We start from the raw sequence: 12,026 nt of genomic DNA, 5'->3' as shown, positions 1-12,026 counted from the left end.
AATTATCTGTTTTTCTTTTCAGGTAACATAATGAAAAATATGTCAATCAGCTTCGGTGATAATGTTCGTGTACGTGACACAGTTGAAACGCAAGCAGCAGGAGTTGCAGGTCTCATTGGTCAGGTCTACGGAGAGACTACACCATCCGTTACTGGTATCGACATAATTGGCCATCAAAACAGCGATTATGCCATTAATGTATTTTTTGAAGAACGCGATGAATCTTTGTGGTTTGCAGAAAATATGCTCGAATTTGTCGATCATAGTGCCGGAACTGAAATTACTCTCAAGGGCGTTGATAAAAAATGGACGCGATCCCCTGAAGGGGATTGGGTGGAATCTCCGGGTGAAAAGCGATACAAATCTTTTTGGGAAAGAATCACCAGTGGTCGGATGTTCAGGAAGAGTAAATAGACTTTAATCTATGGACAACTTCCTTTTTATCTCACAGTTGTGAAAGTTCTTGTAACGGGGGCCACGGGTTTTGTGGGGCGGGCGCTGGTTCCTTTTTTGGTACAGCAGCCAGAGGTTGAAGTCTCCATTTTGGTGCGGGAAGTGTACAGCCATGTCGATTTACGGCCGTTTCCCCCATCCCTCCAAGCCATCCGCCAGCACCTCCACGTCGTCTACGCCGATTTGCGCAACTTCCGGCTCACCAGCCGCGCCGTTGCCGAGGCTCAACCCAGCCACGTCATTCATCTTGCCGCTGCTGGCGTTACGGATCCATTTTTGGGATTAGATACCGCCCTGCGCCACAACCTCAACGGCACGCTCAACCTCATCCGCGCCTGTTTTGAGAAGCGGCAAGGCATACAGCAGCTCATCATCGCCCGCACCCCTGGCGAGCGCACCAGCATGAATATGTACGCCGCCAGCAAAGCCGCCGCCTGGAACTTTTGTGAGATGTACGGCCGTACCCACCAATGGCCCATTCATGGCGCGATGATCTTCCAGGCATACGGCCCCGGCCAAAACCCACGCAACCTCATCCCCGCGGCCACTGCTGCCGCGCAGTCCGGGCAAGATTTCCCCATGACCAGCGGCACACAGCGGCGGGATTGGCTTTACATCGATGATCTGGTGGCTGGTTTGTGGACGATGTTGCCAGCAAAGCTAGCTCCTGCGGAAACAGTAGAATTTGGCAGCGGGGTGGCTGCAAGCGTGGCTGAGGTTGTGCAGCAGATTTATGAGATAGTTGGGGGTGCGGGACGGCCGTTAATCGGCACCCTCCCCAACAGACCAGGTGAAGAAACCACCCAAATTGCCAACGCCGCCAAAACCAAACAGCAAATCAACTGGCAAGCCAACACGCCCCTCCAAAACGGCCTCAAACAAACCATAAACAAGTTTAGCAGACTGATTACTGACAGCTGAATTCCGCTTACCGTGACCACAGGACTGCCCCCCTTTGCCCATTGAATTTGTGAAATAAAGTACCTAAACTATCAGCAAGGTGGTCGAATCGAGAGACAGCAAAATGAGCTTGCTCTCGGCGGGGAGCCAACACCCTACCGTATTTTTAAAAGTACGTAAACACACCGTTGCGAGCGCGGCAGCCTTCAACAAGAAGCTGGCCAGTCGATCTATTGCTGCATGCATTTAAGTAGGATGCGGCTGGTACATTTGCTGCTCATTCGGCCACCTGCCCATCATACTCATTCATCATACAACGCAAAAAGCCTCCCACTAGACTTAGATGGGAGGCTTACGTTTTTAGATGTGCAGGCCTGAGCTAATTCTTCAGGCTTGTTTGCCTTACTTTAGCGGGTTTCGCGGTACAGTACGTGCCGACGCAGCGTCGGATCGTACTTCTTCAGCTCCAGACGATTGGGATCATTGCGTCGATTTTTCTGCGTGTAATACATATGATGGCTTTCTGTGCTGCGCAGTTTAATGACGCCACGTACACCTTTTTTCTTTGCCATAAGATTTGCTCCTTAAGAGGTGACGTCTTTCAACGTCAGGCCTTGCTTCTTGAGATACGGCATCAAGCCAATTTTGTCCACAGTACGCATTGCCCGAACAGACATTTTGATACGAACATGACGATCCAATTCCGCGACATAAATCCGCTTGGTCTGGATGTTGGGTAAGAAGCGGCGTTTTGTTTTCTTCTGCGAAAAGGAGACATTGTTGCCGGAAAGTGGGCCTTTGCCAGTGAGTTTACATTTGCGAGCCATAATTGTTCCTCTAATTTCCAAAAATTCTGCTGTTTGTGCCACAGCTAGCCTGATACACCAGACTACAGGCAAAAAAACAAGAACCCGAATTTTACCGGATTCTTGATTTGATTCAAAATATTAATCACACTTTCTTGAGAGCGGCTAATAGAATACCTAATTTTGTGAATTTGTCAATGATGGTGGCGGGTCTGTCAGCGTCAAAATCTTGACTATTCTTTTGGCGGCAGCATTTTTGCTGCCACCTGTCGCCATTTATGAATAATCAGTGGCGTACATTCACTGCATACCCACAACGCTTGACCCTGATATTGCCAAGCAATCATTGGTATTTCTCTTTCACTACGTTGGCAGTTAAAGCAAACGTGATCCAAATTGCTCATAAGTTACTCCTGTTGTTGAAGAAAGAGAAGGCACAATTCTCGATCTTTAATCTATGAATTTTAAGGTTACGGCCGTCCCGCCTTTACAAACTCTGCTACTTTCTTAGACACTTTCTTGCTCTTCACCAGCGTTTCTCCAACCAGGATGGCATCTACACCTATTTGGGCCATTTTTTGCACATCTTCGGCCGTTTTTAACCCACTCTCACCCACGGCCACCACTTCTGCCGGGATTTGCTGCCGCAGCCGCGCCGTGTTGTCAAAATCCACCTCAAATGTTTGCAAATTGCGGTTGTTAATCCCCACGATGCGTGGCTGTAGCGGCAGCACCCGCGCCAGTTCATCCTGGGTATGAACCTCGATGAGCGCATTCATGCCGAGGCGATGAGTCAGGGCCAGCAGTTCTTTGAGATCGGTGTCGCTGAGAACGGCCGCTATCAATAGCAGGGCATCCGCCCCGGCAACACGCGCCTCGTACACCTGGTAGGGGTGGAAGATGAAATCTTTGCGGAGAACAGGGATTGGCGATTTGAGATTGGAGGTTGTTTCTTTTACGTCGCGTAAATCGGCCAATGAGCCTTGAAAGTGACGGCCGTCTGTAAGTACAGAAATGGCACTAGCTCCAGCTCGGGCATACGTTTTAGCCAGTTTGGCAGCATTGTAATGTGGCACCATCAGCCCCTTGCTGGGAGATGCCTTCTTGCATTCGGCAATGAGCGAGACGCCCGGCTTTTTCAGCGCAGCATAAAAATCTAGCATAGGCGGCGCGACGCTGGCCAGGGCACGAAGGTCGGCCAACGGCACCTCGCGCATAATTTTGGGCAAATTTTCCCGATGAAAGGTCATAATTTCGTCGAGAATAGTGCCACGACGCTGGGCTAATTTGGTGACGCTCATAATATTTCAGGGGATTAGAGATTGGAGATTCCAAAAAATCTCCAATCTCTAATCTCTAATCTCCTAGAAGTCATTCGTCTTTTCGATCCAGCGATTAAGTACATCCAACGCCGCACCGCTGTCAATGGATTCGCGGGCTTCGGCTAGGCCAGCGGGCCAGTCGTTGCACTCGACGCTAAGCGCGGCGGCGGCGTTGAGCAGCACGATGTCGCGCCGTGGCCCTTTGTCCTTGCCGCTGAGGATATCGTGGGTGATTTGGGCATTATCTTCCGGCGTACCGCCCGCAAAATCATCAATCGTGGCGCGGAGAAGGTCTAGCTCCAGCGGGTCGAAGTCGCGGGTGGTTACGCGACCGTTGTGCCAATGGCTGAGTCGATTCACACCAGTGGTAGAGAGTTCATCCAGGCCGTCTGCGCCGTGTACTACGAAGGCTGCTTTGCTGCCTAACTCACCCAGCACCTGGGCTAACGGCTCGGTCAGTGCCGGGTCGTAGACGCCAATGAGCTGGTGGGTGGCCCCCGCCGGATTGGTAAGCGGCCCCAGCACGTTGAAGATGGTACGCTGCCCAATTTCGCGGCGTGGCCCAATGGCAAAGCGCATGGCGGGATGGTGCTTCACAGCGTACAAAAAGCCAATCCCAACTTCATCGATGCAATCGGCCACCTGCTCGGCGTTGAGGTCGAGATTGCCGCCCAGTGCCATGAGCACATCGGCAGAGCCAGATTTGCTGCTGGCAGCGCGGTTGCCGTGTTTGGCCACCTTCACGCCATGCCCGGCCACCACAAAAGCGGCCGTTGTGGAGATGTTGAAGGTGTGCTTGCCGTCGCCGCCCGTGCCACAGGTGTCTACGACCATTTCGCCGCTGGCCAGATGGGGAATGTTGACGGAGACGACGTGGCGGCGCATCGATTTGGCACTGCCAGCGATTTCGGCAACGGTTTCACCCTTCATGCGCAGAGCAGTGAGGTAGCTGCCAATTTGGGCATCGGTTGCACCGCCGCTCATGATGCTGTCCATAACGGTTTCGGCTTGTGGTAGGGTGAGGTTACGGCCGTTAATCACCGCCCCAATCGCTTCTCTAATCTCCATCCTCTTTCTCCTCGAATACAACCCTCCCGCAGGTTTGCCTAACGACGAAAGCGATCATTTTTGAAACCTGCGGGAGGGTTAGGTACACACGAAATTATTCGCTGGTGAGTTGGAAGGTTTCTACGGCCGTTTCTGCCCCAGCCAGATAATCATCCGCCAATTCTCGCGCCATTTCGATAGTGATAATGTAGAGATTGCCGTTGTTGCTGAGATAATATTGCGTATTGTGGACATCTGCGCTGCCACCTGCGGCCGTTTGCGACTGCATGGTGTAGCGAAGCTGAACAGCCTCGTTGCCATCGATCGTCATGGAGGCTTGCTGTAGATTTGAGGTGAGATCGAGGATTGCTTCTAGCTGTACGGCCGTTTCATTCACCAATTCGGCCAGGGTCAGGCTAACCGGGGCATCCCGCCGGATAATTTGAATGGAGACCGGCACGGCACTGTTCAGCGAAGCAGCATCTTCGTTGAGCGCGTATAGCTCTAGTCCGCTGGCCAGCAACGCCTGAACGTATTCATCGGTCAGGTAAGCCAACGCATCTGCCTGCCCCACCGTATCGCCAATTTGGGCAAAAGCTGCGGCAGATGGCTCTACCGTTGCCCAATTATCGGGCAGAGAAATAGAAAACCCCGCGGCAGAATTTGTGATCGTTTCGGTACCTACCGCCGTTTCCACATCTTCAGAGATTGTTGCTTCGCTGCCGTCAGCAATGGGTTCGGCCGTTTCGCCACCACACGCGGCCAGCATCAAGATCAAAAGTAGCGTTAACCAATACAAATGTTTCATTATATTTTTCTCCCAAATTTTATTTACATAACTTTGGTGATGGCTAACCAATCACCCTGATTGTGTTCATTTGCTTTTTTTATCGCCTCGGCAGAGCCGAGAACGGTGACAACCGTATTTTCGGATTTTGGCAGTTCGGCAACCGCCTCGCCAAAGCGCACGAAGTCGGCAGCCGTTGCCCCCAAAATCTGGTCGCGCATTCGCTGGCGGTATTCATCACTGCTGTTGATGAGCAGCCGACTCATCGCCGTGTACCCTTTAGCATCTGGCAGTTGGTAACGATCAATAGCACTAATTGCCCCAATGATGCTCTTTGTCAAATCATCATCCGAGACGCCGCGCTGCAAGAATTGCGCCACGCTGTCGTATACATCGATCGTTTTTAGCAGGTTTGGATCACGATAGGAGTAGTAGCTAAGCACCCCGGTGTAGTTGCTAAAGCCCACCATTGTGCCATATGCGCCGCCCTGCACCCGGATTTTTTCCCACAGATAGCTGGTGCGCAAATAATTGACAATCGCAGAAACCGAACCGTGCTCCTGATACCCCAAGTCATATAGATTGCCGCCCTTGGCCACATAGTTGACCTGGGCAGGAATCGTGAGGCCTTCATTTTGGAACGGCCGTTGCCAATCCCACATCGCCATCTCCACTGGTAGATCAGGCAGTTGGCTGATCAAATTCACCAGTTGGGGTTGGAAGGATTGCCAATTTTCGCTGTCCAGCGTCACGTTGGCCAACATATTTTGGCGGTTTACCAGAGCGGCACGCACCGCCTCCAATTTCGCCAAAACCGATGGCCAATCCGCCTCTACCTGCTCCGCTAGGCGGCGCAAAAAGAAGAGGTACTCGACGCCATTCATCTGTTCTGCCGCCCAGGAGGATTCTGTAAAGTAGCTGCGTAGACGGCGATTGGCGACTGCATGACCACTCGGCACCAGCCCAGATTCCACACTTGCCTTGGCGCGGAGCACCATTTGGCGGAACCGATCTTGGTTGTCCAACTTAACCGTTAGCAATACGTCACGCATGATGTCTAGCATCTCTTGCGCTTGACCCATCGCTGCCTTCCCGCGCAAAAAGAGCCAGGCGGCTGCGTCCGCCTCGCCTCGCTTGGCAGAGAGGAAGGTGGTGGGATAAACACCCCCGGTAGAACGGCCGATTCGCTGCTGTAGCTGCACAAAATCCTGCGTCCCGGTGCCAATTTCTACCAAAGCGCGGCCAAATAGCTTCACGTAAGGCAGTAAATCGGCGGGCAACGCGTGCAAATTCATGCCCAATTCCAGGTAAACGATGCCATTGGTGAACAGGTCATGGTAATACGTTTTCACTCCGGCAGCTTCCGTTTGGTCCGTGGGAATTGGTTTGTTTTCTTTGTCCAGATCGGCCAGGGTTAGGCGGGGCAGCATGGCGATTGTTTCCGGGCTGTCCGGCTTTTCTTGCAACGCTTTCAGCTCCTGCGTCTGGCGAATAATGTCGTTAAGCTGCGTCTCGTTGAGTCGGGCTTTGATGGCAGCTAGCTTCTCTTTTTCGGCCGTTTCTTGCCGCTGCTGCAACGTCGCATCAGGTTCCAAAATCACCGTGCCACGATGATTGTTTTTGAGTAAATAAGTGTGTATCAGGCCGGGCAAATACATGGAATTATTGGCAATGGCTTCTTTTACGGCCGTTAACGGCCCCTCAAACTTTAGCGGTGACAGCGGATCCAAATCGTGAATCCAGTTGGACATTGCCCCAAACATTAGGCTAAGACCCTGCGGAAAAGCACCCGTGTTATTCTCCCGTAAGCTGAACTCGGTGCTGTTAATGGCCGCTTCTACTGCTTCTGGTTCAAAGCCACCATCTGCCAGCTTCCGCAACGTGTGCAAAACAAGTCGCTCGACCGCCTCAATGTTTTCTGCCTTGACGCCCTTCATCCCAACCGAGAACGTACCCTGCCGCAGTCGGCCCGAGTAGCCACCGCCGATTACATCATCCCCCAGGCCCGAATCAATCAACGCTTTGCGCAGCGGCGATCCCGGCGTACCCAGCAGGGTTACTGACAATATGCTCAAGGCACGTTGCAGTGCCATATCGTTGTCGCTGGGCGGCAGCACCCAATTGACGGACACGTAATGCTTGTCGCTGTTTTCGCCATCAGCTTCAACAGAGTACGGGAAGGTGAAGCGTTGTGGTTTTTCAAAAGGGACGTGGATGGGAACGGCCGTATCCGTCACATCTACCGCCTCAAATGCCTGCAAATAGCTATCTGCCATTGCCAAACGCTTGTCTGGGTCATCATCCCCGTAAAACACAATGCGCGAATTGGCCGGATGGTAATATGTTTCGTGGAAGCTGCGGAACTGCTCATACGTCAGGTTTGGCATCACCTCCGGGTCGCCACCCGAATCATTCCGATACGCGTTGTCCGGGAACATTGAACCCTTAATTTGGCGGTAAAGCACTCCCTCTGGTGAGGAATAGGCTCCCTTCATCTCATTGAAAACCACACCTTTGTAAATTAGTGGGTCTTCAACATTTTCCAGCTCCAGATGCCACCCCTCCTGCGCCAAATGGTTCGGCGTGATCAGCGGGTTCAACACCGCATCTAGATACACATCTACCAAATTGTAAAAATCTTGCTCGTTGGTGCTGGCTACCGGATACGCCGTCATGTCCGCCGAGGTGAACGCATTCAAAAAGGTCTTCATCGAGCCTTTGACCAACTCCACAAACGGCTCCTTCAGCGGATACTTTTTTGAGCCACCCAGCACCGAATGCTCCATAATGTGCGGCAAGCCAGTTGAATCTTCCGGCGGCGTGCGAAACATAATGCCAAACGCTTTATTTTCGTCATCATTCTCTAAGGAAAGCAGCTCCGCGCCGCTCTGCACGTGGCGGTACAAGCGGGCAGTCGTATTGCGTTCCTCAATTTCTTCTTCGCGTAACAGCTCAAAACCGTGTTTTACACTCATAAAATTCCTTCAAAATGCACAATCTACGATTGTTGCTTGGTTATTTCAAAGCAAAGCGTATCGTAAATCGACATTCGTAAATCGTCAATTTTGCTGCCATATCACTCCGAACTCGTTCGGCTTCGCTCAGGGCAGGCTGAAGTAGGGAATTTTTCTACTTACAACCTTCAGGACTTACGCAGTGAAGACTACAAAAGTCTTGGTCTCTCTGGAATTTACATCATTAGACCGAAGACTTTTGTAGTCTAGTTAGGGCGAATGCGTAAATCCTAACCTTGAAAGATTCCACGTTTTACTTGGAAGGACAATCCTAGCCATTACCGTCGCTCTAAAAAATTCTGCAAAATCCGCTTACCGTGTTCCGTCAGGATACTTTCCGGGTGGAATTGCACGCCTACGGTAGGATACGCCTTATGCCGCACCCCCATCACCTCGCCCTGGCTGGTGAAAGCTGTCACTTCCAAATCGTCCGGTATGGGTTCCTCGACGATGAGCGAATGGTAACGCGTGGCGTTGAAGGGACTAGGTACGCCCGAAAAAACGCCATGCCCATTGTGATACACTTTTGAAACCTTCCCGTGCATCAGTCGCGGGGCGCGGGTCACCTTGCCGCCATACGCCTGGCCAATGCATTGATGCCCCAAACAAACGCCAAAGATTGGGGTCGTCGCGCCAAATTCGCGCAAAACATCTAGCGAAATCCCCCCGTCGTCTGGGTCGCCGGGGCCTGGGCTAATGACAATGTGATCCGGGTTCAAGGCTCGAATTTCATCCAGTGTCACCTGGTCATTGCGGAACACCTTGATCTCCTGCCCCAGCTCACCCAAATATTGCACCAAGTTATAGGTAAACGAATCGTAATTATCAATCACAACTAACATTGATACACCTTTCGGCGTAATCGGTAATCAGTGAACGGTAATCGGTTTACCGCTCACCGATAACTGATTACTAATTACTGGAAACTGGTAAGACCAGCCCCATGATTTCTTTCATTTGACGGAGTTTGGGCATGGAAACGGCCGCTGCCTGTTCAGCCCCAATTGCCAAAATTCTGTCCAACTCAGCCGGATCATCCATAAGTGCCTTGTAGCGGGCTTGAAGCGGTGCCAAAAAGTCGATTACGACCTCAGCAACACCCACTTTGAGATCACCGTAGCCACGTGCATTGGCAAAATCTGTTTCCACTTCGTCATTTGGCTTGCCCGTCACCGCTTTGTAGATGCCCAGCAGATTGTTTACACCCGCCTTCTCTGGATTATCCGAGAAGCGAATCTCGCGCCCTGAATCAGTCACCGCCTTCTTAAACGAGCGTAAAATCTCCTTAGGCTCATCCAGCAGGCGAACTGCATGGCCGCGCGTGTGCGCCAAACTCTTAGACATCTTCACCGTGGGATCATCCAATCCCATCAGCCGCGCCCCGGATTTTGGGATTTTAGCTTCGGGCAGTCTGAAGAACGGTTCTTCATACAGATGATTGAAGCGTTGGGCAATGTCGCGGGTAAGCTCGATGTGCTGCTTCTGGTCTTCACCCACTGGCACTTCATGTGCGTCGTATAGCAAAATATCTGCCGCTTGCAAAACGGGATAGTCCAGCAACCCCACGCCAACGCTCTCCTGCTTGGCCGATTTGTCTTTGAACTGCGTCATCCGTTGCAGCCAACCGAGCGGCGTGACACAGTTTAGCAGCCAGCAGCCTTCGGCATGCGCCGTTACGTGACTTTGGACAAACAGCGTTGTTTTGTCGGGATCGATCCCCGCTGCCAGCAGCATCGCCGCCAATGCGCGGGTTTGGAAGCGCAATTCAACCGGGTCTTGCGGTACGGTAATACTGTGCAAATCCACTACGCAGATAAAATTTTCTTTCTCATCCTGTCCATCGACCCAATGCTTCACCGCGCCCAAATAGTTGCCCAGATGAATATTGCCCGATGGCTGAATACCGCTAAATACTCGTCTTTTTGTGGTCATGATAAATTCCTCAGAAAGAAAGCTATGTCATGCTGAACGCGGTGAAGCATCCCTAAAACCTGTAAGCAGTGCTGTCTATGCACGCGGATAAGCGTTTTATGCAGCAAAGCTATGAGGGATTCTTCGCCAAAAACGGCTCAGAATGACGCTTAAAAATTGCTCAATCTACAACAACCCATCCTCTGCACGATCTACCGCTACGAAGAGGGCTTTGGCTTTGTTAACAGACTCCTGATGCTCGGTGGCCGGGTCGCTGTCGGCAACGATGCCCGCGCCTGCCTGGACGTGAATCTCATCTCCCTGCATCAGCATCGTGCGGATAGCAATGCAGGTGTCCATGCTGCCGTCATAACTGACATAACCTGCCGCGCCAGCGTAAAGTCCGCGCCGCTGGCCTTCCAGCTCTTCAATAATTTCCATCGCCCGCACTTTGGGTGCTCCGCTAACGGTTCCTGCTGGAAACGTTGCCCGCATCAGATCGTAAGCGTCCATGCCATCTTTTAGATTGCCTTCCACATGGCTAACAATGTGCATGACGTGACTATACCGCTCCACGACCATCAAATCGCGCACGTTGACCGTGCCGTAGTCGCTGACCCGGCCAATGTCGTTGCGCCCCAAATCAATCAGCATGACGTGCTCGGCCCGCTCTTTGGGATCGGCCAGCAGCTCTTCCGCCAGGGCATTGTCCTCAGCGGGGGTGGCGCCGCGGGGGCGCGTCCCGGCGATGGGGCGGACGCTGGCGACGCCATCTTCCAGCCGCACGTGCATCTCTGGCGACGCGCCAATCACCTGCATCTCTGGCCCAAAATCGAAGTAGAACATATAGGGCGATGGGTTGAGCATCCGCAAAGCCCGGTAAATGGCAAAGGGATGGGCACTGGTCTGGCGGCTAAAGCGTTGGCTCAGCACCACCTGAAAGATGTCGCCTGCCGCGATGTACTCTTTGGCCTGGCGCACCATCTCTTCGTAGCGGCTTTGGGGCATGTTGCTAGTGAGCGTCTCGGCCAGATTTTGGTTATCACTACGCCAGCGGCGGCGGGGAATGGCGGGTAACGGCCGTAATAACCGCTCACTTACCCTTTCGATCCGCTGAATCGCCTCCACGTAGGCCGCCTCCACATCTCCGTTCACGTGGGTGTTGGCCAAAATGAGCAGTCGGTGGCGGGCGTGGTCAAACACGACGAGCGTGTCGGCCAGCAAAAAGATAGCGTCGGGGAGGTCGAGGATGGAGGCGGCCGTTTCTGGCAATCGCTCAAAGTAACGCACCACATCGTACCCCAGGTAGCCCACGGCACCACCGTTAAAGCGGGGCAAACCGGGTAAATCTGCGTGAACAAATTGCGCCAGCTCCGCTTTGAGGACGTGCAGCACGTCCTCACCTTCGGCTAGGTCTCGCGTGCTGCCTTCTTCGCCTAGGCTTGTAGTGACGGTACGGCCGTTCAATGAAATCATCCCACGTGGTGCAACCCCCACAAAGGAGTACCGTCCCACCTGCTCGCCGCCCTCAACAGACTCCAGCAAAAACGACGGCCCCAGCTCATCCATGAGCTTCAGGTAAACCGATACTGGCGTCTCCAAATCGGCCGCAAACTCACGGTAGACCGGGATCAAATTGGCTGGTCCGGCCGCCAACTCCCTAAACTGTTCCAAAGATGGTGTGTAAACTTGATTCATAACCCCTCTCGGAATAATGAATTGTGAATTGAGAATTATGAATTGTTAAAGACGTTCACAATTCACAATTAACCGTTCACAATTCACA

12 protein-coding genes are annotated in these 12,026 nt (G+C 52.5%); 2 read left to right on the top strand and 10 right to left on the bottom strand.

Going from position 1 to position 12,026, the window contains the following annotated elements:
* Positions 1–30 precede the first annotated feature (30 nt).
* Positions 31–414, top strand: coding sequence for a hypothetical protein (locus ACOQPU_RS02910; RefSeq protein WP_420643631.1), 384 nt, complete (start codon positions 31–33; stop codon positions 412–414).
* 39 nt (positions 415–453) lie between these two features.
* Positions 454–1,374, top strand: coding sequence for an NAD-dependent epimerase/dehydratase family protein (locus tag ACOQPU_RS02905; RefSeq protein WP_420643630.1), 921 nt, complete (start codon positions 454–456; stop codon positions 1,372–1,374).
* A gap of 386 nt (positions 1,375–1,760) precedes the next feature.
* On the opposite strand, the gene rpmG is transcribed toward ACOQPU_RS02905, so the two are convergent.
* The 10 genes from rpmG to trpE all read right to left on the bottom strand — a co-directional run bounded on the left by rpmG (position 1,761) and on the right by trpE (position 11,938).
* On the bottom strand, positions 1,761–1,925 hold the full coding sequence (gene rpmG / locus ACOQPU_RS02900) for a 50S ribosomal protein L33 (RefSeq protein ID WP_420643629.1): 165 nt from the start codon (positions 1,923–1,925) through the stop codon (positions 1,761–1,763).
* A gap of 12 nt (positions 1,926–1,937) precedes the next feature.
* Positions 1,938–2,222, bottom strand: a complete 285-nt coding sequence (gene rpmB / locus ACOQPU_RS02895; protein WP_420643628.1) for a 50S ribosomal protein L28 — start codon at positions 2,220–2,222, stop codon at positions 1,938–1,940.
* A 170-nt stretch (positions 2,223–2,392) separates the two neighbouring features.
* On the bottom strand, positions 2,393–2,563 hold the full coding sequence (locus ACOQPU_RS02890; RefSeq protein ID WP_420643627.1) for a hypothetical protein: 171 nt from the start codon (positions 2,561–2,563) through the stop codon (positions 2,393–2,395).
* A gap of 66 nt (positions 2,564–2,629) precedes the next feature.
* Positions 2,630–3,460 carry an indole-3-glycerol phosphate synthase TrpC gene (trpC, locus tag ACOQPU_RS02885; protein ID WP_420643626.1) on the bottom strand — a complete coding sequence of 277 codons (831 nt, stop codon included), beginning with the start codon at positions 3,458–3,460 and terminating at the stop codon, positions 2,630–2,632.
* 63 nt (positions 3,461–3,523) lie between these two features.
* Positions 3,524–4,549 carry an anthranilate phosphoribosyltransferase gene (gene trpD / locus ACOQPU_RS02880; RefSeq protein WP_420643625.1) on the bottom strand — a complete coding sequence of 342 codons (1,026 nt, stop codon included), beginning with the start codon at positions 4,547–4,549 and terminating at the stop codon, positions 3,524–3,526.
* Positions 4,550–4,643: 94 nt separating this feature from the next.
* A complete protein-coding gene (locus tag ACOQPU_RS02875) occupies positions 4,644–5,336 on the bottom strand; it encodes a hypothetical protein (protein WP_420643624.1) in 693 nt (230 codons plus the stop codon).
* Between the two features lie 23 nt (positions 5,337–5,359).
* Entirely contained in the window at positions 5,360–8,290 is a 2,931-nt protein-coding gene (locus ACOQPU_RS02870) for an insulinase family protein (protein WP_420643623.1), read from the bottom strand.
* A gap of 317 nt (positions 8,291–8,607) precedes the next feature.
* The gene (locus tag ACOQPU_RS02865; RefSeq protein ID WP_420643622.1) at positions 8,608–9,171 is read right to left on the bottom strand and encodes an anthranilate synthase component II; all 564 of its coding nucleotides are present in this window, start codon (positions 9,169–9,171) and stop codon (positions 8,608–8,610) included.
* Positions 9,172–9,241: 70 nt separating this feature from the next.
* The gene (gene trpS, locus ACOQPU_RS02860; protein WP_420643621.1) at positions 9,242–10,261 is read right to left on the bottom strand and encodes a tryptophan--tRNA ligase; all 1,020 of its coding nucleotides are present in this window, start codon (positions 10,259–10,261) and stop codon (positions 9,242–9,244) included.
* Between the two features lie 165 nt (positions 10,262–10,426).
* Entirely contained in the window at positions 10,427–11,938 is a 1,512-nt protein-coding gene (gene trpE / locus ACOQPU_RS02855; protein ID WP_420643620.1) for an anthranilate synthase component I, read from the bottom strand.
* Between the last annotated feature and the right edge of the window lie 88 nt (positions 11,939–12,026).

The sequence above is a fragment of the Candidatus Leptofilum sp. genome (assembly GCF_965223285.1).
Lineage (GTDB): Bacteria > Chloroflexota > Anaerolineae > Promineifilales > Promineifilaceae > Leptofilum.
The sequence above is the reverse complement of the archived record's forward strand: the minus strand, read 5'-3'. Positions and strand labels throughout refer to the sequence as shown.

What these genes read in the sequence shown, in the direction of transcription:
- trpC (WP_420643626.1), bottom strand. Translation starts at nt 3,460, where the DNA reads ATGAGCGTCACCAAATTAGCCCAGCGTCGTGGCACTATTCTCGACGAA.
- trpE (WP_420643620.1), bottom strand. Translation starts at nt 11,938, where the DNA reads ATGAATCAAGTTTACACACCATCTTTGGAACAGTTTAGGGAGTTGGCG.
- ACOQPU_RS02875 (WP_420643624.1), bottom strand. Translation starts at nt 5,336, where the DNA reads ATGAAACATTTGTATTGGTTAACGCTACTTTTGATCTTGATGCTGGCC.
- rpmG (WP_420643629.1), bottom strand. Translation starts at nt 1,925, where the DNA reads ATGGCAAAGAAAAAAGGTGTACGTGGCGTCATTAAACTGCGCAGCACA.
- ACOQPU_RS02865 (WP_420643622.1), bottom strand. Translation starts at nt 9,171, where the DNA reads ATGTTAGTTGTGATTGATAATTACGATTCGTTTACCTATAACTTGGTG.
- ACOQPU_RS02870 (WP_420643623.1), bottom strand. Translation starts at nt 8,290, where the DNA reads ATGAGTGTAAAACACGGTTTTGAGCTGTTACGCGAAGAAGAAATTGAG.
- ACOQPU_RS02910 (WP_420643631.1), top strand. Translation starts at nt 31, where the DNA reads ATGAAAAATATGTCAATCAGCTTCGGTGATAATGTTCGTGTACGTGAC.
- trpD (WP_420643625.1), bottom strand. Translation starts at nt 4,549, where the DNA reads ATGGAGATTAGAGAAGCGATTGGGGCGGTGATTAACGGCCGTAACCTC.
- ACOQPU_RS02890 (WP_420643627.1), bottom strand. Translation starts at nt 2,563, where the DNA reads ATGAGCAATTTGGATCACGTTTGCTTTAACTGCCAACGTAGTGAAAGA.
- trpS (WP_420643621.1), bottom strand. Translation starts at nt 10,261, where the DNA reads ATGACCACAAAAAGACGAGTATTTAGCGGTATTCAGCCATCGGGCAAT.